Source organism: Gabonibacter massiliensis (genome assembly GCA_001487125.1).
GTDB classification, from domain to species: domain Bacteria; phylum Bacteroidota; class Bacteroidia; order Bacteroidales; family Marinifilaceae; genus Gabonibacter; species Gabonibacter massiliensis.
The window spans coordinates 147,435-172,391 of sequence record LN913011.1 but is presented as its reverse complement, the minus strand read 5'-3'; the positions used below and the strand labels follow the sequence as shown (position 1 = coordinate 172,391).

The following is a 24,957-nucleotide window of genomic DNA, read 5'->3' as shown; positions in this document are numbered from 1 at the left end:
CCGCTTTTTTATTTATTCTTTAACTATCCGCCTCAATTTCGCACTTCCGGAGATTTCAGCCACGAAGGGCAAACCCAACACCAAGCCGATACCGGCAAATCCTCCCAAAAAAGTAAATAATACACAAATCAATGCCCGCTTAGGTTTGGATCGTTCATTGGGAATAACGACCGGATCCACGACCGTTAATATGGGAGTCGTCTCTTTTACGGCAATTTTGGCCTGTTCCAATTGTTTGGCCAACTCATTGTACACATTATTAGCCAAAGTATACTCTGCCGTCAATCTCTCCTCTTCAATCTTAGCCATGGCCGAAGAGAAATTTTTATTACGATCCTGAAAACGGGCCAACTCTTTCTGTTTCTCTTCAAAATCATTCCTGGTCTCGTTATAACGCTCTTCGACAAATTTCAAATTAGAAGCGACCTTCTCTATCTTAAATTCCGTAATATATTGCTGCAGTAAAGTCTGTGCATACTGGGCCAGCTGCGCTACGGCAAGCGGTTCCGGTAACTCCGCAGATAACTGAATATATCCATCCTTATCATTGATATTAAGAGTTATGATATTTTTTAATTTTTTAGATACTTCCTGTTCATCCTTGGTCATAAACTGAATTTTAGAATTAGTCTCTGCCCGAACAACAGAAGTCGTATCTTTTCCCCGAATCGCACCGAGGATAACTCCCGGTAAACCGATCGTATACTTTTTAATAAATCCGATCAAACTAAATTGCTGGTATTGATCCTCCGTGAAGTACTCGAAAAGCGTCACCGGGTGGTCAATACCCTCAAATGTCAAAGGAGCATTCATCAACTCTTTTTGAAAAGGGACACTGGCGATAATTTTCGGATAGATTTTAGGCGAAAGGACCTCTCCCGCACTCATACTTCCCAAATTGATACCCACCATCGAAGCCAACCCCGACAAACCTCCCGACATATTCTTCTCTCCCGACTGGGGTACCATCGTACTACCGGCCGTATATACTTTAGGGCTAAAAAGGGCTACCAAAATTCCGATCACCATAAAACAAACGGTCACCTTCAAAATCAATTTCCTGTTTTTCCACAATTTACGAACCACTTCAACCAAATCGATCTCTTGTTCTTCAGGACGTATTTTATTTTGTTGTGATATTGTTTCGTTCTGTTCCATATCGCTTATTTCGAATTATTCATAATGGTTGTAATCATGGCCGCCATCGAAGTCGTAGAAGAAGTTAAACTCATGATTTCAGCCAAGCTCATTCCCTTCCTTATCGGTCTAATCGGTACGATGATCTCACATCCCGGTTCTATCTGTTTCGCACTATTCCCTTTTCTCTTAGCCACCATTCCATTCATATAAACAATATACGTCCCCCGTTTTTTAGCTCTGAAAGCAAAACCGCCTGCACTGGCAATATACTCTTTCAATTTCTTTTTAGGATTGTAGGTAGTGGTATTGGGACGCATCACGGCTCCGTCTACTTTCACCGTTCCGTCATAAAGCGGAACGATAATGCGATCTCCTTCCCGAAGTACCACATCGTAATCCGATCCGGGATTAGCCATCGCCTTATCCAATTCGATACCCACGTAATAGGTATCACCTAACTCTAAAGTTTTAACGTCGATAGAATCCTTACCGACCCCCTGAGTCATCAACTTCAATTTGGATTCCAATCTCCTGCGTTCATCTTCGTTCAATTTTCTCTCCAAACGGGCTCCTTTAATATAAGCCTTGGTGGTTAGTCCTCCCGCACGATTGATAATACTCGATAAGCGTTCATTTTTTACCGATTTAGCGTATTGACCTTCATACATCACCTCTCCTTTTACCATCACATTCTGTTGTTCACTATAACCGGGAGAACGACGGACCTCGATCTCGTCGAAAGGTTCCAAAACAAAGTCCTTCGGACCGTCGATAATCAAACCGTCTTTTAGCGTATAACTAAATATTTTCGCCTCAAAAAGAGCCTCCTTTTTCGCTTTGGGATTCTTTACCCGACGAGCCACATCCACTTTTACCATAGAAGCCGATTCCAAAAGTCCTCCTGCCTGCAATACCAAATCTTCCAACGACATATTCTGTATATAAGGATAAATACCCGGTTTCTTTACTTCTCCGCGGACCGTAACAATATAATTTTCCTGCAGTTCCGAAGTAGAAGGTATATAAAGCAGGTCATTCTTTTGTAAGAGCATATCCTCTTCCCTTCCGGACAATATCTCTTGCAAATTCAACGATTGAACCTGCTTCGTCAAATCCGGATTTTCCCGATACAATAAAACCCGTCCCGTAAAAGCATCTCCTTTCAAACCTTCAGCCACCTTTACCAACTGGGCCACCGTTTGAATATCCTTATCCAAGGAGTAATCCCCCGGACGATACACGGCTCCCTGTACAGAAACCTTATTCTCAAAACGCGACACGATAGAATCGACCTCGACCACATCCCCGTCATCCAATAGGAAAGAAGGAAAATCCTCCTTTTTCACCGTGTGGATCTGGTATTCGGAACCGCTCTTGCGAATCAAACGTACATTCTTTTTATATGCATCTCCCGTAAACCCTCCGGCATAGTCCAATAACTTCTGTAAGTTCTCTTCCGCAGTCATTTCGTATTTCATGGGTCTTTTCACCCTTCCTTTTATCTGTACCAAATCTTTATAAGGACCGACAACAACGTTATCCCCGTCCTGCAAAACGATATCCCCGATATTTCCCCCCTCCAGAATATACTTATATACATCAAGGGTTGCAATCTTATTTCCCTTTCTAAAGATATTAATCTCCCTTAAAGTACCGATATCGTTAACCCCTCCGGCAGAATAAAGCGCATGAAAAACGGATGCCAAGGAAGGCAAGGTATAGCTCCCCGGAACAAGCACCTCTCCCATCACGTTCACCTGAATACTTCGGATCTGTCCCAATGTCAGGTTAACAAAAGTAGTCGGTTGCGCAGCCGTTATCGCGGAGTAAATCTTAGAAAATTCGTTTTTGATTTTTCCGTTCGCCTCTTTTACGGAAAGACCGCTCAAATAGATCGGCCCTAAATTCTCGACGATAATACTTCCGTCCGGGGATATCACCGACCGCACGGTCTGTTCCGAATCCCCCCACACATCGATGATAACCTCGTCACCCGCCGCCAACTTGTAATTTTCAGGAGTGGGGATATTCAATATCGGCTCAAAAGTTAATTTTTTATTATTAAACAGATCCTTACCGAACACCTCCTCCGAACGATCGGCAACAAGGGCCGGAATGGAATCCATCATGACAAACAAAGAGTCCATCGAACTCAACATCTCTTTGTTTATGGTCCTCAAACGATTTCCCCCCGACTTAGTATCGGTCATTTTACCTGCTCCCCCCTCCTTCTCTGCCATCATCTTTTCGTATTGTGCCTTCAGACGTAACATCTGTTCCTGAGTCACTCCACGGTCTTTTAACATCAGCATCATCTCCTGCTGTGTTTTTCCGTCTTTTTGAGCCTGCTTCAACAATTGAATGACCTGCGCATCGGTCATCTGGGCAAAAGAAGTGACAACCGCACCAAACAAAAATACAATAAGCAACAAGAATCTCATATAATCGATTTTAATCGTTTTAAAGTTTTCACTAAAATATTTAACCGCAAAACCACCAAAACAACTCTATTTTGCAGGCGACGGCAAAGATACGTTTTTAATTGAAAATCAAAAAAACATATCTGAAAATTATCTATCCGTAGCTACGTACCGGAAGCGACTCTTCGATAAGGTTCCACACAACTTAAAGGCACCGTGGTCAAAGCACACCCCAAATGCTCCAAACGGACCATAATTCGATGTTTCCCCCTGACCTCAACCAACTCTCCTTCCAACCCCGCCAGCTTTCCCAACACAACCCGCACATAAGAACCGACAGGCAAATCCACGGTAGAAATTTCCACCTCCTCCTCCGCGTTATCGTTCATAAAACGCAATGCTTTTATCTGTTTATCCGGTATCGGAGCCGGTATCCCGAATTCCTTCAAAAAAGAGACCACTCCAAAAGTCGTCAAAACCTTTTGCATCTGCAATAAATTCACGTATACGAATATATATCCGTTTATCAAAGGGATCTCCACCTTTTTGCTACGGTCACTCCATTTTCTGATTACGACACGCAACGGCAAATAATTTACAATCCCCTGCTGATCCAATCGCTCCTTTACTTTCTTCTCTGCCCGGGAAGCCGTGTAAACAGCGTACCAACGCGATTGATTTTTCTCAAACATCACCCGACACCTCCTGTTTCTCTAATACTTCCATACGATCGAGTACGCCTTGCATCTGTTTGTTCATTCCCTCTTCTTCCATTTGGAAATCAATGGATTCGAAAACAGAGTTTTTAGACTTGAATTCAGGAACGATGTTTTTCATCTGTTTCACAACCATAAAACTATCCGCGGTCTCCAAGGCTGAATGCAATCTATTTATCTCTTCCAATACCCCCCTGTAATCGTATTCCCTGACCTTAGCTATCTTTATTCGATCGTGAACGGTGGGAAGAGTTGTCTCCTTTACATTCAAAACTTCCTCGTATAGCTTCTCGCCGGGACGCAACCCGGTGAAGACAATATGAATATCCTTACCGACTTCAAAACCGGACAATTTGATCATTTTCCGAGCCAAGTCTACGATTTTCACACTTTTCCCCATGTCAAACACGAAAATTTCCCCTCCATGCCCCAAAGCACCCGCTTGCAAGACCAGTTGACAGGCTTCCGGAATCGTCATGAAGAAACGGGTTATTTCCGGATGAGTTACCGTAACCGGCCCCCCCGTTTCGATCTGCTTTTTAAAACGAGGGATAACCGATCCGTTCGATCCCAATACATTTCCGAAACGGGTCGTTATAAAATTAGTTTGTGATATCTTGTTTAAAGATTGCGTGTAGATTTCAGCAATACGCTTACTGGCTCCCATGACATTCGTCGGATTTACCGCCTTATCCGTGGAGATCATAACAAAACGCTTGCAGCCGTATTTTACGGCACAATCCGCCATATTCTTGGTTCCGAACACATTGGTCTTCACCCCCTCCACGGGATGCATCTCAACCATCGGCACATGTTTATAAGCCGCGGCATGATAAACGATATCCGGATGATACATTCTGAACATACCTTCCACCCTCTCTTTATCACGAACATCCCCGATTTCAATCTTATAATTAAAAAAATGAAATTCCTCTTTCAATTCCAGTTCTATATCATACAACGGAGATTCTGCCTGATCAAAAAGCACAATCAAAGAAGGTCTGAAATGAGTCAATTGACGGATGATCTCGCTTCCGATGGATCCGGCCGCACCGGTCACCAAAACGACCTTATTAAGTAATTGCTTCCGCAAATTATCCTCATCCAATTTGATCTCTCCCCGCTCCAACAAATCTTCGATCTTTATATTTTTTATATGCCGTATACTCAGATCCCCGTTAATCCAACTTTCGAAACGAGGAACCTCCAACACGTTGACATTATATTTCAGACAGGTTTCGACAATCGTTCGCTTTTTATCGTAAGCGATCATCTTTTTAGCGATAATAACTTTATCCACCTTATTCCGCTTCAACAGATACCCCAAAGAAGACATCTTGTAAATCTTAATTCCCTCCAATACTTTCCCGGCTTTTTTATCATTCACATCAATAAACGCAAGGATATTATAAGACACGTCCTCCGCGTTATCCAACGCGTGCTTGGCCATAATCCCATACTCATCGCTTCCGCAAATAATGACATTCTTCTTTGCCTTTTCCGCTCCTATATATTGGATAAAAAGAGTTTTTACAATCAACCGGCTCACAATCATCATACTCATTAACAACACGTACTCCGTCAAAAGCACGGAGATAGCGATCAATAGGCGGCCGGTCACCAAAAAATAAGCACCGCTTCCTAAAAGAAGTACCAACTCTCCAGCCGTTAATACATAATAAATCCGTAAAGCATCTTCTGTTCCTGTAAATCGAACAATACCGGAATAAGTTTTTCCCCAAATAAAACTAACAATCCTTACCCCCACGATACAAATCGCCCCTCGTGAAACAAGAGACATGTTTATGCGGTCTAACTGAAAATTCCCAAGTATCAAATAAGTGACACCGACCGCGACGCAACTCAACATCACGTCGATTATAAAAACGATCCATCTTGGCGTATAGGAGAAAGAGTGCAGCGCTTTCATCCTATTCAATCCATTTGTAACAAATGCAACCATAAATTCCCGTTATATTACATCTCTCATGGGTCTATGCAACCGACCCATGAAAGATGTTGTTAAAGTATAAAAAAACACAATAGTATCTACAAAGATCTACCTATTTAATAAACTTTTAACACAGTCACCTCTTCAGGCGTCAAGAATCTCCATCTTCCGCGAGGCAAGTTCTTTTTCGTGATTCCGGCAAAATAAACCCTATCCAATCGAAGAATCTGATAGCCGAAATGTTCGAATATACGACGAACGATACGATTCTTTCCGGAATGAATTTCGATGCCGACTTGCGTACGATCATCAGCAGCTATTTGAATATCGTCGGCCTGAACAAAACCGTCTTCCAACTCAATTCCGTCCCGGATGGATTGAATATCTCCCATACTTACAACCTTATCCAAAAAAACGTGATATATTTTTTTCTGATTGTACTTCGGATGCGTCAATTTTTTAGCCAAATCGCCGTCATTCGTGAATAAAAGCACTCCCGTCGTCTGGCGATCCAAACGTCCGACCGGATAAACCCGCTCCTTACAAGCCCCCTCGATCAGAGACATAACCGTCTTGCGCTCCATGGGATCATCTACGGTAGTCACGTAATCTTTAGGCTTATTCAATACCAAATACACTTTACGTTCCGGCACAACAACACGGTCGTCCACTTCTACCCTATCTTCCCGTTTAACCTTCACACCTACTTGTTGTATCACCTCACCGTTTACTTTTACCCGTCCGGCTAAAATCAATTCATCTGCATCCCGGCGGGAACAAATTCCCCCTTTGGCAATATATCGATTCAACCGCAATTCCGTTTCATCGCCTTCGTTCTCCAACCGATGAGCCAACTGTTTCTTCTGAGAATAGACACTTCTCTTTCTCTCTCTTGCTTCCGGAAAATTTCTACGTTCACGATTGGGACGATCTACCCGGTTGAAACGGTCGTTTCTCTCTTCACGTTCTCCCCGGTTATACTCTTCCCGCTCAGAACGTGCTCCTCTCCTGAATTCATTTCTTTTTCCCGGCTCTTCCCGGTAATTCCTCTGCTGGAAACGCCGTTCTCCCCCCTCGCTCCGGTTCTCCCTGTCGGAAGTATACCTTTCGTTTCTATCTTCCCGGCTTTCTCTTCTCGGAAAACGGTTTTCCCTCCGTTCTCCTTGTTCTTCCCGTTTCTGGTAATTTTCGTCCCGGCGACGGAATGAACGTTCTTTTCTTTCCCCGTCACGATCTCCCTCGTAACGATCTCTACGGAATCTCTCCCCCTCATCGTTACGTTCCCCTCTGTCAAAACGATTTTGACGAACAAATTTACCTTCTCGTTCTTGATTCAAATCCCGAATCTCAACCCGTTTAAACCTTCTGACCGGACGATCCGACTCTCCCTCTCCGGAAAAAAAATCATCTCTCCGCTCCCTGTTAAAACGATTTGCCCTCTCATCTCCCTCACGGGTGTCAGGCTTCCTTTGCCGATTCTCGTCACGATGCCCGGCATTTCGACTAATCCTTGGTCTTTTCTCTTCCCGATTGTACATAACAGACTTCTAATAAATTAAATATTAATTATAACTGAGCATACTATAAATCAACAGTATATTAAATGCTCTTCGATTTTTAGACAACTGATCTTTCTATTTTTTAATTCAATTGTACTCCCGACTCAACTTACTTCGGAGCCGTTCGATAAACAAAAAATGCCACGAAAGCATACAAGATATTAGGTATCCATACCGCTAATAACGGATTCATATTTCCATTGGTTGCAAATACCGTCGAAAATTGCATGAATAGAATATAAGAAAAACTGATCAACAACCCTAATCCTAAATGAAATCCCATACCTCCCCGAATTTTTCGGGAAGCAATACTCACCCCTATCAATGTCAGTATAAAGGTGGCAAAAGCATTGGAGAAAATTCTATATTTCTCAATCTGAAACTCAACAACATTACTACTTCCCCTCAGCTTTTGTCTGTCAATGTATTCATTTAATTCCGGCAAAGTCAAACGTTCCTTTATCTTCTTGGGATCTTCTGAAAATTCCGCCGGAGTAAAATTTAATAAGGTATCGATCTGTCTACCCGTCGTATACGTCTCTTTCATTCCGTCGAACTCCCTGTAAGTCCAATCCTTAATCGTCCATTTTCCTTTCTTCTCGTCCCATTCGATCAACCGGGCGTTCAATTTATTTATTAACGTATCTCCCCGGAAATTCTCATATGAAAAATCATATCCTATTTTAGGACCAACGGAAAAAGAGGACATATATATATAAGAACCGGGAGCCACTTGACGATGAATATTCTTCTCTCGATTTTGAAAAGTTTTCCAAATGTATTTCTCCGAAAACTCTATCCGTTTCTTATTGGCATTAGGGATGATAAAAGCAGTCAACAACAGGGACAACGTCGCGATAACACCCGCCGAAATCATATAGGGACGTACCATCCGGCGAAAACTGGTTCCCGTACTCAAAATGGCTATGATTTCACTATTGTAAGCCATCTTGGAAGTAAAGAAAATAACAGAAATAAATGTAAACAGAGAAGAAAACACATTCGCAAAATAAGGAACGAAGTTGAGGTAATAGTCAAAGACAATGGCGTTGACCGGAGCACTGTTCTCTATAAACTTCTCCAAACGCTCCGAAAGGTCGAAAACGATAACGATACTGAGAATGAGTACCATTGAGAAAAAGAAGGTACCCAGAAACTTTCGTATAATATATATATCCAGTTTTTTCATCTACAGCCGAGTTGTCACTTTTTTTACTGTTTTCGTTTTCCATGCAAGGAAATCACCTTCCAATATATGCTTCCGCGCCTCTTTTACCAACCACAAATAAAAGGACAAATTATGGATCGAACAAATTTGCAACCCTAAAATTTCATCTGCCTTAATCAAATGGCGCAAATAAGCTTTTGAATAATCTTTATCCACGAAAGAGAGAGCTAAAGGATCAATGGGGGAAAAATCCTTTTCCCACTTTTTGTTCTTAATATTAATTACCCCCTCCGTCGTAAACAACATTCCGTTTCTTCCGTTCCGGGTAGGCATAACACAATCGAACATATCGACGCCTAAAGCAATGGCCTCTAAAATATTCTCGGGCGTACCGACACCCATCAGGTAGCGGGGTTTATCTTTCGGTAAAATCCGGTTCACCACCTCAATCATCGCATACATCGACTCCGCGGGCTCTCCTACCGCCAAGCCTCCGATAGCATATCCTTCCCGCTCCAATGACACCGCATGCTCAGCAGCACGTTCCCGAAGATCTTTATACACACATCCCTGAACGATCGGAAATAAAGACTGACGGTAACCGTATAACGGCTCCGTTGCATCAAAACGTTTTACACAACGTTCCAACCACCTTTGAGTCAACTCCAAAGATTTTTTAGCATAGACGTAATCGCTTTGACCGGGAGGACATTCGTCGAAAGCCATCACGATATCGGCCCCTATCTTACGCTGGACATCCATTACGTTTTCCGGTGTAAAAAGATGTTTCGACCCGTCAATATGAGAACGGAAGGTAACCCCTTCTTCCGTGATCTTCCGGCTATCGGTCAAAGAAAATACCTGAAAACCGCCGCTATCGGTCAATATCGGTCTATCCCACGCGTTAAATTTATGTAAACCTCCCGCGGCTTGCAACACATCTGTACCCGGTCGCAAGTAGAGATGATACGTGTTTCCTAAAATAATTTGAGCCTGAATATCCTCTTTCAACTCCCGGGCATGCACAGCTTTTACGGTCCCTACTGTCCCCACCGGCATGAAAATGGGAGTTTCAATAGTTCCGTGGTCTGTCGTTAACAGGCCACATCTTGCTTCGCTATGCTTATCTTTCGCTAAAAGGGTGTAATTCATTCGCTTTCATTTTTGAATCGGCAAAGATAGTGATTATTTTAGATTAAAATCGTCTCTCTTTCCCCTAAATATCGCAAAAACGTACCCTTCCCTCTCAAATCAGGCCGAAAATTTAAAATCCAAGCCATTAAATCGTTATTTTAAACTTAAAATCAGCAAATCATTTTCAAATAAAAGAAAAAAATAGAATCTTTGGAACTTGATTCAAAATGCTAAAAAATTATAGGTTATGAGAATGTTTTACAAGTTAATTGTATTCCTTTTTATGGTGGGGTTGGTTTTACCCGGATATGCACAAAGCGAAAATAAAAAATTTAGTCTGGCCGATTTCTGTCTCAATTATACATTTATGCCCACGGGGGTTCGGGGACTTCGTTCACTGAACGACGGAGAACATTATACGGTTTTGGAATCCAACGGACAAAAATTAGTCATGTATAGCTACAAAACCGGAAAGGCCGTAAACACCCTGTTAGATCTCAGTGATCCCAAATATAAAGAGGTAAAAACGATACAAGACTACGAGTTCAGTCCCGATGAAAGCCGTATTTTGATATGCACGAACGTAAAACCGATTTACCGTCGTTCTTTCACGGCTGACTATTACGTTTTCGATTTTAAAAACAGGGAACTGAAACCGTTATCCACAGGTGGACCTCAACGTTTGGCAACCTTCTCCCCGGAAGGAACCAAAATAGCATTCGTACGGGATAACAATCTCTTTATCGCGGATTTACGCTTCGGCTCCGAATTACAGATCACCTTCGACGGAAAATTCAATCAAATTATTAACGGGGCTCCGGATTGGGTCTACGAGGAAGAATTTGAATTCAATAAAGCATTCGAGTGGGCCCCCGACGGATCCGCCATTGCTTTCATGAAATTTGACGAATCGGATGTAAAGATATACCATATGAACATGTTCAAGGGAGAGAGACCGGAACTGAAAGAAAATGCCGTCTATCCTTCCAACTATTCTTATAAATACCCGAAAGCCGGTGAAGCGAACTCCAAAGTCAGCGTACACGTGTACGATATAAAAGATCGCGTCACAACTCCCATGAACATCGGGGACGAAACCGACATCTATATCCCGCGTATTAAATGGACCACCGATCCTAAAAAATTAGCCATACTGAAATTAAACAGATTTCAAAACAAGCTGGAAATTTTGCTGGCAAACGCCCGGGTAGGCAATACGACAATGCTGTACAGGGAAGAGAATAAATACTACATAGACGAGAATAACTTCGATAACCTTATTTTCCTGGAAGACGGACAACATTTCGTACTCAGCAGTGAAAAAGACGGTTATCTCCATCTTTATCTCTTCGACATGGCCGGAAAGGAAAAACAAGCCATTACCTCCGGTCATTTCGACGTGGTCGATTTTTACGGTTACGATCCCGAAAAAAGATTATTCTACTACTCTTCTCACGAAGTATCTCCTATCGAGAAATACGTCTATTCCATCGATCTAAAAGGACGAAAAAAATTACTAACTCCCACGCAAGGTTGGAATAATGCGGAGTTTAGCAAATCTTTCAAATACTATGTAAACACGGTTTCCAATGCCGACACTCCTCCTGTCATCACTCTTTACGGGGCGAATGGAAAAGACATCCGTATACTGGAAGACAACGCGGCGCTAAAGGAGACCTTAAAAGATTACTCCGTGGCTCAACGGGAATACATTCAAATACCGGCCGCAGACGGGACGACACAACTCAACGCGTGGATTATGAAACCCGTCGATTTCGATCCTGAACAAACTTACCCCTTATTGATCATTCAATACAGCGGACCGAATTCTCAACAGGTACATAATTCTTGGGCCATCGACTGGACGCAATACTTGGCACAAGAAGGTTATATCGTAGCTTGTATCGATCCCCGGGGAACCGGTGCAAGAGGAGAAGAATTCCGAAAATGTACTTACATGCAGTTAGGTAAAATCGAAAGTGACGATATGATTGCCGCGGCCAAATGGTTGGCTGAAAAACCGTATATCGACCCGGCAAAGGTCGGAATCTGGGGGTGGAGCTACGGAGGATTCATGTCCTCTCTTTGCCTGATGAAAGGAAACGATGTATTCTCCACGGCCATAGCGGTAGCCCCGGTTACCAACTGGAGGTTCTATGATTCCGTGTACACTGAGCGTTTCATGCGTCGTCCCCAGGACAACCCGAACGGCTACGATGACAACTCTCCGATCAACTGGGCAGATAAACTGAAAGGACATTTATTAATTTGTCACGGAACGGCAGACGACAATGTTCACATCCAGAATGCTTATGAATTATCGGAAGCCTTGGTACAAGCCAATAAACCATTCGACATGCAAATTTATACCAACCGCAACCACAGTATATTCGGAGGTATGACACGTCTGCATTTGTACGGCAAATTCATGGATTACCTGAATCAGCATTTGAAATAAATTTTTTCTTTTAAAATAACCCCGCTTTTCTATTCATAACTTCGAAAAGCGGGATTTTTCTATCCTCTTTTTTTTATTTTTCCGAATAAAAATTAGTTTATTTGGAAAGATAATATTATATTGCCACAAAAACAATCCCATAGCATCTAAAGATATACTATTATGGAAAAAAAAATCTGCTGCCTCTTTTTAATCTTTGCTTTCACATCAAGCAACATATCCTTAAATTTCCTCCATGCACAAGGAAATGTTCCATCTTACAGCGTTCCTATAGGAAGTAACCTTCGCATAGACCTCGAATATTTATTTGGTCCTAATCCCAGAAATATACATATCTACCATGAACGACGAGTTTTTGAATTTTATGCAAATGGACCTACGGCATGGATTTTTAACGTCAGGCCGGAATACGAAGGAATTGTAATACTGAACGATGGGAAAGGAAATATATACGCTTTTGAACTTGTAGTCATACAACCGACTATCCCCATTACAAAATCATCTACAGATACGAGACATGAATCAGTTGTAAACATTAAACCTATAAGATTCTATTCCGAAAGAAAAAAATAACATATTACACACAATCATCATGGGAAAAGATAAAATCTACTTTAAAGCTATTTTACTGCTTTCAACTATTATCATGACGAGTTTTATGTTTATTCCTGAAGAAAAAAAAGACAAGGAGAAAAAAGGAAACGGGGGACAAATACGCGATACCATTATTCTATTCGAGCAAAATATACTTCATTTTAATGTGTCCGACTCTGCCGGAAACGCATTAAAAGATATTATTTTTGAATATAATAAAGAGAAAAGCCCTCTTTCGAAATCAAATTCATTTCAAATATGCGTTTCACAAAATGATTCGATTATAGAAATTCACAAAGAGAATTTTAAAACTTTCCGGTTGAAACTAATTGTTCAAAAGAAAAAGAAAGAAGCATTATCCACGGCAATATTTCTAACAATACATTTAACGGAAAAAGAGAAGTCGGGAAAATCCTGTATTGCACGTAAGAAGATCGTGCAAATTAATCCCCAGAATGTCACGACAATAAAACCCGAGTCAAAGAATTAACAATACCACATGAAATGGTCTCATTTTTTATTGACAGCACGTCAAGAGATAAAGCTAATATCCCGTAACGGGACATGGCAAGTATTTGTTTTTATTGCTTTAAGTGGAATTGTCTCTCTGCAAGTGGTGTTTCAATGTATCGGGGCAAATACCGACTGGGGAATGATTGCCTCTGCAGCACACATGCCTTACCTAAATGCATACCTTTTCAATATTGCTCAATCACTACTAATCATTTTCTTTATCACCGATTTTTTCCAGCGAGAAAAACGAGAAGCTTGGAATGCCTGCATTTATACTCGCCCTATCGAAAATAATATATACCTGTGTGGAAAAGTCATGGGAATTCTCTGTTTGTACGTCATCATAAATATTTTTTCTATTGTGACTTGCTGCTTGTTGAACCTTTTGGTAAGCGATGCTCCTTTTTACTTTCCATATTACTTATTCTATTTATTCACCTTGACTTTACCCTCACTCTGTTTTTTGACAGGTTTAGGGTTATGGTTATCAGGTATAACCGGATCACGTTTCTTTGCACAAACGATACTACTTGTCTTATGGATTGTGACGGCATTTTTTACCCCGAATACATACGGGACACTCGACTTTCTGGGTCATTCTTTACCGAACATGTTTTCGGATATAAGCGGCCATCCGAATTTATCCTCTTATTTACTACAACGATCTATCTATCTTCTAATAGGAATCGGATTAATTATCACGGCCGTCGTTCTATTACATCGCAAACCGAACAATCCCAAACATATCCGTTTGCAATCATCCGGGGGTTGCCTGTTTATATTCATCGGAATAATCTCGGGCTTTATTATAGAATTTAACTATAGCAAAAACGAACAAGCACGAGAAAAATTCCGAAAGAATTACTCCTTTTACGAGGCTACTGCTTCAGCCCATATAAAAGAACACTCGATAATTTTTGAACAAAAAAAAGAAAAAATATTTTTGAAAAGCGATATAGTTGCGAAGAATCTGAATCCGGAACCTCTCACTCGAATTATACTATTTTTGAACCCGGGATTGAAAATAACGAGTTTAAGGGAAGGAGATCACCCCTTAATATACACACGGAATAATCAAACATTAAGCATACAACGTTTTCTCCATAAAGGAGATTCTGTACATCTACAAATCGAGTATGAAGGATATATTGACGAAAATTTTTGCAATATAGATCAACCGAAACAAAAAATACACGAGTCTCCTCTTGATTATTTCATTTTCCGTTTCGGACAGAAAAATTCTTTCATCAGCGACAATTTTCTTTTGTTAACTCCCTACTGCATATGGTACCCGACAAGCATTCCTCCAGTCCTTCCGGGAGTTTCATATTTCAGTTATAACGACTTCACAAGCTTTCATCTCTCCGTCTTACATCCTCGACAAACACGCATAATATCTCAGGGTAAAAAAAGTTATTCCGGTAAAGATAGCATATCATTCCATCCCTCACACCCAATAAAGGGACTCTCTTTATGCGGCGGACCTTACGAATCAAAATACATGGAAATCCGAAACTCACGAATAGAATTATTCTATTTTAAAAATCATGATTTCTTTTCTACCTATTTCCGACACACGACGGGAAAGGATTTACAATTTGAAATTCAGCAGAATTTGTTATCGGCCCACCGGATTGATGAGTTTCTACAGGGAATCAAACAATATGACCAACAATTACTATTACTTGAAATACCGGCAATCTTTCAAAAAAAAGAGCAGTTCAGCATAGAATGCAATAACAGAATTCAACCCGGTCTCGTGTTCTTATCGGAATTGGGTATCGACATGGATATAAATCATTTTCGAAATACCCTTTCTCTCAAAAATATGCTCCGGAACGGGATGAGCGAGACCGAAGCGGAAGCAAATTTATTTATAACTTGGGCCAGCTCCTTTCTTACGTCCGATAGTAAACAAAACAGTACCGCCATTCATCAAATATTCGGGAAAAAACAGAACTTTCAAAACAAACCGAATCCCTATAACATTCTCCCAATGCTACATGATACGCACACAACCTTATATTCCGAAAAATATCCCTATTTGGACCTAATCATCAAACTTCTTCTACAAGAAGAATCAAATTTATGCCAATTCGTCACAATAACTCCTTCTCCTTACGAACGGGAAGCCCGCAGTTTCTTGCAAGGAAAAACAATCGAAGAAGTTTTAGAACAAAATCTCCCTTCATTCTTTTTACAGGAAATTCTAAAATTGAAAAGCGAACACTTGTTAGATTACCTGACAACACATACTTCCAGACAAAAACTGTTCAGACTAATCCATTCAATATATACCCAATATCCGCATCAAATAACATTTAATCAATTTACAAACATTATGGAAGACTCATTACGAATTAACCTAAAAGAAATCGTATATAAATGGGCTACTTGCAAACACGATGGTCTCGTGCAAATAAAAGACGGAGAAATATTGCCTATATTCAACTCGGATTTAAGAATGGGGAAAATAAAAATCTCGAATAATGATAAAGCAGAAGAACTCATTTCTTGTCAAATATCACGAGGCGACTCAATTGTAAATCACAATTTTTATCTCCAACCGAACGAAGCTAAAGAAGTAAGAATAATCGATATTTTTGGTTTTTTCAAAATAAACACACTTTCCAAGAATATTCCAGGAAACCTCTTTCTCATTTCCAATCCATGGACAATGGCAAATAAAACACCTATCAAACTTGATCCAATACCGGGAAAGGGATGGTATGTATTGGATCTTCCCCTATCCGAATTTGATACTCCTAAAAATGAAATCATCGTGGATAACGAAGACTCAACCTGTTTTAAAATTGATCTTAAACAAAACCTGATTCAAAAACTTTGGGAAAGTCGAAAAAAGAAATATCGTGCTTCAAACCCTCTTCATAAACGGACAAAATCATGGACTCCTACGTTTTCAGAAAATGCTTACGGCAAATATATTAAAAATTATCTGTACAAATCAGGCGGAGACGGTACTGCCAAAATAATCTGGGAAACATACATTAACACTCCGGGGGAATATGAAGTCATGGTTATGGTTCACGATCGTTCCCCCGTTACCGCTTCATTTATTTCAGGCGGAACACAACAACCAGAAAAGAAAAATCTAACCTACCACTATACTGTCTATACAGGAAAAGAAGAAAAATCCATAGAAATCACACCTAAAAAAACATCAGCATGGGTTTCTCTCGGAAAATACCATTTTCATAAAGGTAAAGTCCGCACGACGCTCAACGACCAAGGAGAAGCGGAACAGTTTATTGTTGCAGATGCCGTAAAATGGGTAAGAACCGATTCTTTGGAAAATTAAATAATTATCACAAATACATTTTTTAAAAGAATTTATTTTATCCCCCAAAAATTATCTTGTAACAAGCAATATGAAAAATGGTTTTCACACATTAGAAAATGACACCTCCATCTCGGTTCGATACCTTTTGATTACATGCGTTTTATGACAGAGAATGACAAAATTGCATAATTAGAATCAATTTCATTGACGAAACAATTTAATTTTTTATAACTTTAGGGGTCGAAAATGCAAGTAGAGTAATTGGTATGTAATTTTTTTTTTTGCAAATACCACTTGATGCCGACAAAAGAGAAATCGTTTAACTTAAAAAATAAAGATTATGAGCAAATGCATATGCACGCTGGAACCTCAGGCTATCTGGGAAAACTTTTATAAACTCACGCAAGTTCCCCGTCCTTCCAATCACGAAGAAAAAGCAAGAGAATTCGTTATGAATTGGGCAAAAGAAAACGGAATAAAAGCCGAGATGGACGAAGCCAATAATATACTATTGAGCAAACCCGCAACACCGGGAATGGAGAACCGTAAAGGAGTTATTCTACAAGGACATCTGGATATGGTTCCTCAAAAAAACGAAGATAAAAAACATGACTTTACCAAAGATCCGATCGATGCTTATATCGACGGAGAATGGGTAACAGCAGACGGCACGACCCTGGGAGCTGATAATGGGATCGGCGTCGCCACCGGCATGGCTTTACTGCTGTCCAAAGATATTCCTCACGGGCCGTTAGAAGTGTTGATCACCGCCACTGAAGAAACAGGAATGGACGGAGCCAACGGCATTCGTCCGAACTGGTTAAAAGGTGATATCCTTTTGAATTTGGACTCGGAAACGGAAGGCGAATTATATGTCGGATGTGCAGGTGGTATTGACGGAGAAATTCAATTTACTTATACTCCGGAAGCCGTGCCGGCCGGAAATAAAGCCTATAAATTGGCCTTAAAAGGATTGAAAGGCGGCCATTCGGGTATGGACATTAACCTGGGAAGAGGAAACGCGAACAAGTTATTTTTCCGCTTTTTAAAAGCCGTAGCGCAGGAACTCGATATAAGAATCGCTTCCATAGAAGGAGGAAACATGAGAAATGCCATTCCGCGCGAGGCATTTGCCATTGTAACCCTTCCCGCAATCCATGTTGATAAATTCCAAAACAGAATCAAAGAATACGAAACCATCTTTAAGGCGGAACTCAGTGCAAAAGAACCGACATTGCAACTATTCGCAGAGGAAGTTTCCATGCCCGGAAACGTGATGAATGCTCAAATTCAAGCTAATATCATCAACGCGATCGTGGCTTGTCCGAATGGAGCCATGAGAATGATCGATTCTATGCCCGACACGGTGGAAACATCCAATAACCTTGCCATCGTCAAAGGAGGAGAAGGCAAAGTAGAAGTTTATATGTTGATGCGCTCTCCTGTTGAAACGGCAAAAATGGCATTAGCTCAATCCGTTCAGGCTGTGTTCGAACTGGCCAAAGCGGACCAGATCAATTTCGTGGGAGAATACCCGGGCTGGAAACCCAATCCAGACTCGGCAATCCGTAAAACGATGGAAAACGTATACGAGAAATTATACGGTAGAAAACCGGCTATTATGGCCATCCATGCCGGATTGGAATGCGGTATTCTCGGATCCACGTACCCGAACTGGGATATGATTTCGTTCGGACCGACCATCAGCTCTCCGCACTCTCCGGATGAAAAGGTAAACATCGCATCCATCGTTAAATTCTGGGATTTTCTGAAGGCTACCTTACAGGCTATTCCTGAAAAATAATACATCTTTGAAGACAGATTTATTTTTCGTCTTTTGAATGCTATTCAAAACATAAAAAATAAATCTGTCTTTTTCATAAACGCGACATCTCTAAACGCAAACGTTAGCATCTTTTACGAAACCGCCCCGCATCCGCCTTTCATTTAACAACATCCCCTCTCTTTTTTTTATTATTTTAACCATAAGGGACGATTTTCTGTATTATCTTTGTTGGGAAAATTCAAATGTTTAACTATGACTTTAAAAAAATTGACGTTACCCGAACTGCTGAAACACAGCTGTTCTAAGTTCGCAAAAAACCTCTCGTTAAATTTTGTCGCAAACGGAAAAAGAACTTACCAAGATTTATATAATGACGTCATTGCTGTTGCCAATCATCTGATTCGCTTAAATATAAAAAAAGGAGATAAAGTAGCCATCTTAAGCGCTAATATGCCCAACTGGGGAATCACTCAATTTGCAATAGCAAGTACGGGAGCCATTGCCGTTCCGATTTTACCCGGGTTCTGCTCCACGGAACTTCAAAATATACTGGAACATGCTGAAGTAAAAGTAATTTTCGTATCCCGCCTTTTGGCCAAATGTTTAGAAGATGTTAAGACCCCGTTCTTAAAACATAAGATTCTAATCAATAATTTTGCAACCATCCCGGAAGGCTGTTATGCCCCCGAAGAATTAGATAAGTTGACTCCCGATATCGACCTCAACGACTATACTCCGTTACCCGATATTACGGTAGAAGAGGAAGATACGGCATCCATTATTTATACTTCCGGCACGACAGGATTCTCCAAAGGAGTAGAATTGACACATAAAAATTTAGTATGGGATGCCCGTCAATGCCGTACGATACAGCATGTAGACGAATCGGACCGTTTCTTAAGTATCCTCCCTATGGCTCATACCTATGAAAATACTTTGGGTTTGCTCTTACCGCTTATGTTCGGATCTCAGGTTTTTTATCTGGACCGGGTGCCGACCCCCAAACTTTTGGTTCCGGCCATGCAAAAGATTCATCCTACGGTTATCCTATCCGTACCGCTTATTATCGAGAAGATATACAAGACTCAAATCGTTCCCAAATTCAACAGTAACAGAATCATTCGAGCCTTATACGGTTTTTCCGTAGCACGTAAATTCTTCCACCGGATGGCGGGTAAGAAATTAATGGAAACATTCGGGGGAAAATTAAAATTTTTCGGTGTCGGAGGCTCTAAACTTGACGGAACAGTAGAAAAATTTTTGAAAGAAGCACGCTTCCCTTACGCCATTGGTTACGGACTGACCGAAACAGCCCCCATGGCCGCCGGCTCCAACCCTTCAGGAACATTCTTGCAAGGCGTGGGACCGATGATGGAAGGCGTTTCTATAAAAATCAACGAACCGGACGAAAAAGGAGAAGGAGAAATCTGGATCAAAGGTCCTAACGTGATGAAAGGTTATTACAAACGCCCCGAACTAAATGCCGAAGTCTTCACGAAAGACGGGTGGTTTAAAACGGGAGATTTAGGCTCTTTCGACAAAAAGAATCGCTTATCTATCCGAGGCAGGATTAAAACCATGATCCTGGGAGCATCGGGAGAAAATATCTATCCGGAAGAGATCGAATCCATCATCAACAATTTCCGTTTTGTTAACGAATCCTTAGTCGTGGAAAACAGCGGTAAGTTAGTCGCTATGGTTCATTTCAACATGGAAGAGTTAGAAAAGCATTACAAGAACCTTAAAAGCCAAGCTGATAATTACAAGACAATGATCAGCGACTATATCGAAGAACAGAAGAAAGAGTTACGCGAATATGTAAACGCCCGGGTCAATAACTTCTCCAAATTACAGTTGGTCATGACTCAACACGAACCTTTCGAAAAAACCCCTACCCATAAGATAAAAAGATTCTTATATAACAAGTAAATTAAAAAAGTCGAGTTCTCACTCGACTTTTTTAACGAATACAAAAATCCAACAGTAACTTCCCGTCGAGGTATCCTTTAAGATGATCTCCAATCTGAAGCCCGCGATAGCGAAAAGGATTTCCACAGTATATATAATCTCCGATTTTCAACATATAGTACTCGGACATTGCGGCTATAACCTGTTCCGGCGTCACGGAAGAGTCCGTCACATTCCCTCGAAAGATCTCTTTCCCGTTCAACTCCAAAATATACTCTCCCCTTATCTTATCCCGGCTGCACAAGGAAGAAATGGCAGCCGCCCCGTCAAACGAATAAGCCACGGCCGGAGATAATCCCTTCTCCAATAACTCCTTCTCCCGGTTATCCGCGTAAAAACGAATACCTATTCCTACCTCCTCGTAATACCGGGAAGCAAAGCGTTCGGATACACACTTACCAATCTTGCAAATACGCAATACCAATTGCGGGACACAACTCAATTCCGTTGCAAAAGCCGGAAGATAAAAGTCTTCATTATTCCGTAACAAAGCATTATCTCCGAGAGTCACCCCTGTCCGTTCTCCGAAAACATTATACTCCGTACACAACAGTTTCATTTCACCAGTATTTATGAATAAAATAACGCGTCTTTCGTCTAAACCAACAAATCCTGCACCGGACGTTTAGGAACATGGTGAGAACCGTCGTTTTCCCTCCAATATTTATAATCTTTCCCCCGCATCTCTTCCAATACGACGGTCTCTTTCGGCTTTCCCAAAGCAATCACGTACGTGATCTTCAAATGATCCGGCAATTGCAGGATAGTCCTCAACGACTCGTTTTTAAAAGCCTTTACAATACATCCCCCATACCCTTTTTCTACTGCCCCGAGCAAAATCGTCTGCGCCTGTATCCCGTCGTCACACAAACAATTCTCCACGATACCCGTGTCCAATAACTGTATCAAATAAGCGGAAGGGCGTTCTCCCTCATCCGGTCCGGCCCAATCAGTCAAATAACCGGCCCAAGACAAGGTATGAAAAACCCGGTCGCACTCCTCTTCTCCCGTAACCATTCTGTATTTCAAGGGTTGCGCATTCCTACCGGAAGCACAATAACGGGTTAACCCCACGAGATCCGTCAGCTCTTCGGACGTTATCCTCACCTCCTGATAAAAGCGACGATAACTTCTATTTCTCAACAACAACTCTTTCAACATAAATCTGATTTTAGATTGTAAATTTAAATCGTAAATTTGCTTCGAAGCAAAATTAATAATAATAATTCGAAATCCCACGGATATACAGGCTATCGGCAACAAGCACGGCAGTTTGCAATCCATAATAAATAAAACGATGAGTTCATTTCTGCATCTATTGGCAAAGGACCTGATACAAAGACAGGGTGATCATTTCGATGACCTGTCAATCATTTTTCCCAATAAACGCGCCGGTCTGTTTTTTGCAAAAGAATTAGCCACTTTTATCGACAAACCAGTCTGGATGCCGGAAATTATTACGCTGGGCGAATTTATAGAACAACATACCGGACTAAAAAAAGCAGACGACCTTCCCCTCATTATCAAACTCTATAAAGCCTACCAATCCGTCTCCGGAACAACGGAACGCTTCGATGATTTCTATTATTGGGGCAATATGCTGCTCGGGGATTTTGACGACATAGATAAATACCTCGTTAACGCGAAAGATCTTTTTTCAAACCTGACGGCCCTGAAAGAAATAGAACGATCCTTTCCCTATCTCTCCCCGGAACAAGCCGAAATCATACAAAGTTTCTGGAGCAGTTTCCATCCGGACAAATTTAGCCAGGAACAACTGGAATTTATCCACGTGTGGGAAAAACTATACCCGACCTACCGATGCTTCAAAGAAAAACTGCTCTCCGAAAAACTGTGTTACGAGGGTATGGGACAACGGCTTTTCTGTGAAAGCATACATACCGTTCATACGGATAAATCCATCATCTTCGCCGGATTTAACGCGTTGAACTTTTGCGAGAAAAAAATATTCTCTCATTTTAGAGACAATGGAAAAGCTTTATTCTACTGGGATTACGACCTCTATTACCTGTCAAACGAAAATCATGAAGCCGGGAGATACATCCGGGAAAACATGAAGCTATTCCCCAACGCTTTAGGCTTGGAACATTTCAACAATTTCCGTTATAACAATAAACACATCGAATACATCTCGGTTCCCTCGGTTATCGGACAGGCCAAATTAATTCCTTCTTTGCTGGAATCTTTCCACCTGGATTCGAATATTTCCCCTATCGATACGGCTATTGTTTTATGTGACGAAAAGCTACTGACGCCGGTTTTACATTCCATTCCGGATTTTGTCAAAAAAATCAATATCACGATGGGGTATCCGGCCAGGAATACGGCCATTGCCGCCCTGATCTCCATGTTGGGAGATCTGAAACACTATGCCAAGAAAGAAAGTACGATGACCTATTACTATTACAAACCCGTCATCGCCCTGCTGAATCACGAACTGATTCAGTCTACTTGCCCCGGGGAGATCCACCGAATAACCGATTATATAAATACGCGAAATATCGTATACGTGAAAGAAAAAAGTTTACAGTTCAACGAAATAACCCGGACTATCTTCTCTTCTCAAGAAGAGAGCTTACCGACTTATCTGTTGAACGTGTTAAAAAAACTACTCGCATCCCTACCGACGGAGAGTCAGGCTAACACCGCTATTGAAAAAGAATTTATCTTTACCCTGTACACGATCATACAGAGCATCGAAAATACGTTCCACGAGGAAGAAATTACCCCGGACGACCCTTTCTACATTCGAATGATCGGCAAGATTCTTCAAGAACTTTCCATCCCCTTCTCGGGTGAGCCTTTGGAAGGTATGCAGATCATGGGATTGATGGAAACCCGTATGCTGGACTTCAAAAAACTGATACTTCTATCCGTCAATGAAGGTATTATTCCCCAAAACAGTTACAGTTCCTCTTTCATACCGTATAATCTTCGAATAGGTTTCAATTTACCCACCCCGGAACATCAGGATGCACTGTTCGCTTACTATTTTTATCGGCTGCTTCAAAGAGCGGAACAAGTTGAATTACTATATGCGAACACCACCAAAGGAACCTCCGGCGGGGAAATGAGCCGTTTCCTTTATCAAATAAAATACGAGTCGGGATTACAGATCCGGGAAACGAACTTCCAAAACGATATCTCCGTCCAAAACATTCCCTCGCTAACCATTCCTAAAAACAAAAGCATACTACAACAATTGGAGCGTTATACACGACAGGGTGAAAAGGGAATCTCACCTTCGGCGTTGAATACCTATATGGAATGCCATCTGAGGTTTTATTTCAAATACATAGCCCGCATCAAAGAAAAGGAGGAGATAGCCGAAGAATTGGATCAACGCCTCCTGGGTACTATTTTTCATCAGGCAACCCAAACCCTGTATCAAACGCTCTCGCGGGAAGAGATAACCCTCGAAAAATTAGAAATACTTTCTCAAAACGATACCTTAATCGAAGAACACATCCGGCAAGCCTATTCCGAATTGTACGATACCGCGGTATCCCAAATGATGGAAAGCGGGACCAACGATTTGGTATTAAGTGTAGTAAAAAAATACATCAAAAAGGTCTTGGAATACGATAAAACGCTCTGTCCTTTTCAGATCATCTCCATGGAAAAAAATTACCGGAGCTCCGTTCGTATTCAATCCTCCGAGGGTGCTAAAACCGTCTACGTGGAAGGAGATATCGACCGGGTAGACAAGACCTCCCGGGGAATTCGGGTGATCGACTATAAAACGGGAACGGACAAAACCGAATTCAAAGATCTTGCCTCCATATTCGACATAACGAATAAACAAAGGAATAAAGCGGCTTTTCAAACCTTACTCTACTGCATGATGTACGAGTACGGAAATCCCGGTGCAGACCCGATACAACCGGGGATATACAGTACTAAACTACTGTTTACCCCCAATTACGACTATTTGCTGAAATACAACAACGAACCGATCTACCGGTTTAAACCTTACGAATCGGAATTCAACCGTTTACTCGTCCGGCTGCTGGAAGAACTTTTTTCTGCCGATCATCCGTTCGAACAAACCCCGATACGTGAAAAATGCAAACATTGCCCCTACAATGAAATCTGCAAACGGAAATAAAAAGATTATAGATTAAAAGATTAGGTGATTTCGGATTCTTGACGATCGAGGAATGAAGAAGCGGGGATAAAAACGGAGGGGCATACATAGTGGACGGCGTGCGTCGTGTTTGCTTTTAGA

General features: G+C 41.3%; 16 protein-coding genes. 7 read left to right on the top strand and 9 right to left on the bottom strand.

What is annotated here, in order from left to right; all coding sequences use genetic code 11:
- Window positions 1–12 precede the first annotated feature (12 nt).
- The 7 genes from BN3283_RS01570 to tgt form a co-directional block, all read right to left on the bottom strand.
- Window positions 13–1,158, bottom strand: a complete 1,146-nt coding sequence (locus tag BN3283_RS01570; RefSeq protein WP_059025425.1) for a Wzz/FepE/Etk N-terminal domain-containing protein — start codon at window positions 1,156–1,158, stop codon at window positions 13–15.
- 5 nt (window positions 1,159–1,163) lie between these two features.
- The gene (locus tag BN3283_RS01565) at window positions 1,164–3,581 is read right to left on the bottom strand and encodes an SLBB domain-containing protein (protein WP_059025424.1); all 2,418 of its coding nucleotides are present in this window, start codon (window positions 3,579–3,581) and stop codon (window positions 1,164–1,166) included.
- A 143-nt stretch (window positions 3,582–3,724) separates the two neighbouring features.
- Window positions 3,725–4,252 carry a UpxY family transcription antiterminator gene (locus BN3283_RS01560; RefSeq protein ID WP_041502370.1) on the bottom strand — a complete coding sequence of 176 codons (528 nt, stop codon included), beginning with the start codon at window positions 4,250–4,252 and terminating at the stop codon, window positions 3,725–3,727.
- Window positions 4,245–6,239: a polysaccharide biosynthesis protein gene (locus BN3283_RS01555; RefSeq protein ID WP_235375031.1), complete on the bottom strand. Its 1,995-nt coding sequence runs from the start codon at window positions 6,237–6,239 to the stop codon at window positions 4,245–4,247. The genes BN3283_RS01560 and BN3283_RS01555 overlap by 8 nt, the downstream gene beginning before the upstream one ends.
- A gap of 104 nt (window positions 6,240–6,343) precedes the next feature.
- Window positions 6,344–7,765, bottom strand: coding sequence for a pseudouridine synthase (locus BN3283_RS01550; RefSeq protein ID WP_059025423.1), 1,422 nt, complete (start codon window positions 7,763–7,765; stop codon window positions 6,344–6,346).
- 130 nt (window positions 7,766–7,895) lie between these two features.
- A complete protein-coding gene (locus BN3283_RS01545) occupies window positions 7,896–8,975 on the bottom strand; it encodes an LptF/LptG family permease (RefSeq protein WP_041502372.1) in 1,080 nt (359 codons plus the stop codon).
- Complete coding sequence (tgt, locus tag BN3283_RS01540) at window positions 8,976–10,106, bottom strand: tRNA guanosine(34) transglycosylase Tgt (RefSeq protein ID WP_059025422.1); 1,131 nt, start codon at window positions 10,104–10,106, stop codon at window positions 8,976–8,978.
- Window positions 10,107–10,335: 229 nt separating this feature from the next.
- Between tgt and BN3283_RS01535 the strand changes: the two genes are divergently transcribed.
- The 6 genes from BN3283_RS01535 (at window position 10,336) to BN3283_RS01510 (ending at window position 20,669) form a co-directional block, all read left to right on the top strand.
- A complete protein-coding gene (locus tag BN3283_RS01535; protein ID WP_237143294.1) occupies window positions 10,336–12,546 on the top strand; it encodes a S9 family peptidase in 2,211 nt (736 codons plus the stop codon).
- A gap of 162 nt (window positions 12,547–12,708) precedes the next feature.
- Complete coding sequence (locus tag BN3283_RS01530) at window positions 12,709–13,119, top strand: hypothetical protein (protein WP_059025420.1); 411 nt, start codon at window positions 12,709–12,711, stop codon at window positions 13,117–13,119.
- Between the two features lie 19 nt (window positions 13,120–13,138).
- Window positions 13,139–13,630, top strand: a complete 492-nt coding sequence (locus tag BN3283_RS01525) for a hypothetical protein (protein WP_041504783.1) — start codon at window positions 13,139–13,141, stop codon at window positions 13,628–13,630.
- Window positions 13,631–15,496: 1,866 nt separating this feature from the next.
- Window positions 15,497–16,972 carry a golvesin C-terminal-like domain-containing protein gene (locus tag BN3283_RS14400; protein ID WP_147625512.1) on the top strand — a complete coding sequence of 492 codons (1,476 nt, stop codon included), beginning with the start codon at window positions 15,497–15,499 and terminating at the stop codon, window positions 16,970–16,972.
- Window positions 16,973–17,294: 322 nt separating this feature from the next.
- Window positions 17,295–18,758 (top strand): aminoacyl-histidine dipeptidase, encoded by a 1,464-nt coding sequence (locus BN3283_RS01515; protein WP_059025418.1) that lies wholly within the window; start codon window positions 17,295–17,297, stop codon window positions 18,756–18,758.
- A 234-nt stretch (window positions 18,759–18,992) separates the two neighbouring features.
- Entirely contained in the window at window positions 18,993–20,669 is a 1,677-nt protein-coding gene (locus BN3283_RS01510; RefSeq protein WP_041504781.1) for an AMP-binding protein, read from the top strand.
- Window positions 20,670–20,700: 31 nt separating this feature from the next.
- On the opposite strand, the gene BN3283_RS01505 is transcribed toward BN3283_RS01510, so the two are convergent.
- Window positions 20,701–21,267 carry a fumarylacetoacetate hydrolase family protein gene (locus BN3283_RS01505; RefSeq protein WP_059025417.1) on the bottom strand — a complete coding sequence of 189 codons (567 nt, stop codon included), beginning with the start codon at window positions 21,265–21,267 and terminating at the stop codon, window positions 20,701–20,703.
- A gap of 38 nt (window positions 21,268–21,305) precedes the next feature.
- Window positions 21,306–21,869, bottom strand: coding sequence for a nitroreductase family protein (locus BN3283_RS01500; protein WP_059025517.1), 564 nt, complete (start codon window positions 21,867–21,869; stop codon window positions 21,306–21,308).
- A gap of 136 nt (window positions 21,870–22,005) precedes the next feature.
- Here BN3283_RS01500 and BN3283_RS01495 point away from each other — a divergent pair, with 136 nt between their 5' ends.
- Window positions 22,006–24,837, top strand: coding sequence for a PD-(D/E)XK nuclease family protein (locus BN3283_RS01495; RefSeq protein ID WP_059025416.1), 2,832 nt, complete (start codon window positions 22,006–22,008; stop codon window positions 24,835–24,837).
- Window positions 24,838–24,957 lie beyond the last annotated feature (120 nt).

Bases quoted from the DNA above. Each gene is read 5' to 3' on its own strand.
- BN3283_RS01570 (WP_059025425.1), bottom strand. From the start codon at position 1,158: ATGGAACAGAACGAAACAATATCACAACAAAATAAAATACGTCCTGAA.
- BN3283_RS01565 (WP_059025424.1), bottom strand. From the start codon at position 3,581: ATGAGATTCTTGTTGCTTATTGTATTTTTGTTTGGTGCGGTTGTCACT.
- BN3283_RS01560 (WP_041502370.1), bottom strand. From the start codon at position 4,252: ATGTTTGAGAAAAATCAATCGCGTTGGTACGCTGTTTACACGGCTTCC.
- BN3283_RS01555 (WP_235375031.1), bottom strand. From the start codon at position 6,239: ATGGTTGCATTTGTTACAAATGGATTGAATAGGATGAAAGCGCTGCAC.
- BN3283_RS01550 (WP_059025423.1), bottom strand. From the start codon at position 7,765: ATGTACAATCGGGAAGAGAAAAGACCAAGGATTAGTCGAAATGCCGGG.
- BN3283_RS01545 (WP_041502372.1), bottom strand. From the start codon at position 8,975: ATGAAAAAACTGGATATATATATTATACGAAAGTTTCTGGGTACCTTC.
- tgt (WP_059025422.1), bottom strand. From the start codon at position 10,106: ATGAATTACACCCTTTTAGCGAAAGATAAGCATAGCGAAGCAAGATGT.
- BN3283_RS01535 (WP_237143294.1), top strand. From the start codon at position 10,336: ATGAGAATGTTTTACAAGTTAATTGTATTCCTTTTTATGGTGGGGTTG.
- BN3283_RS01530 (WP_059025420.1), top strand. From the start codon at position 12,709: ATGGAAAAAAAAATCTGCTGCCTCTTTTTAATCTTTGCTTTCACATCA.
- BN3283_RS01525 (WP_041504783.1), top strand. From the start codon at position 13,139: ATGGGAAAAGATAAAATCTACTTTAAAGCTATTTTACTGCTTTCAACT.
- BN3283_RS14400 (WP_147625512.1), top strand. From the start codon at position 15,497: ATGAGCGAGACCGAAGCGGAAGCAAATTTATTTATAACTTGGGCCAGC.
- BN3283_RS01515 (WP_059025418.1), top strand. From the start codon at position 17,295: ATGAGCAAATGCATATGCACGCTGGAACCTCAGGCTATCTGGGAAAAC.
- BN3283_RS01510 (WP_041504781.1), top strand. From the start codon at position 18,993: ATGACTTTAAAAAAATTGACGTTACCCGAACTGCTGAAACACAGCTGT.
- BN3283_RS01505 (WP_059025417.1), bottom strand. From the start codon at position 21,267: ATGAAACTGTTGTGTACGGAGTATAATGTTTTCGGAGAACGGACAGGG.
- BN3283_RS01500 (WP_059025517.1), bottom strand. From the start codon at position 21,869: ATGTTGAAAGAGTTGTTGTTGAGAAATAGAAGTTATCGTCGCTTTTAT.
- BN3283_RS01495 (WP_059025416.1), top strand. From the start codon at position 22,006: ATGAGTTCATTTCTGCATCTATTGGCAAAGGACCTGATACAAAGACAG.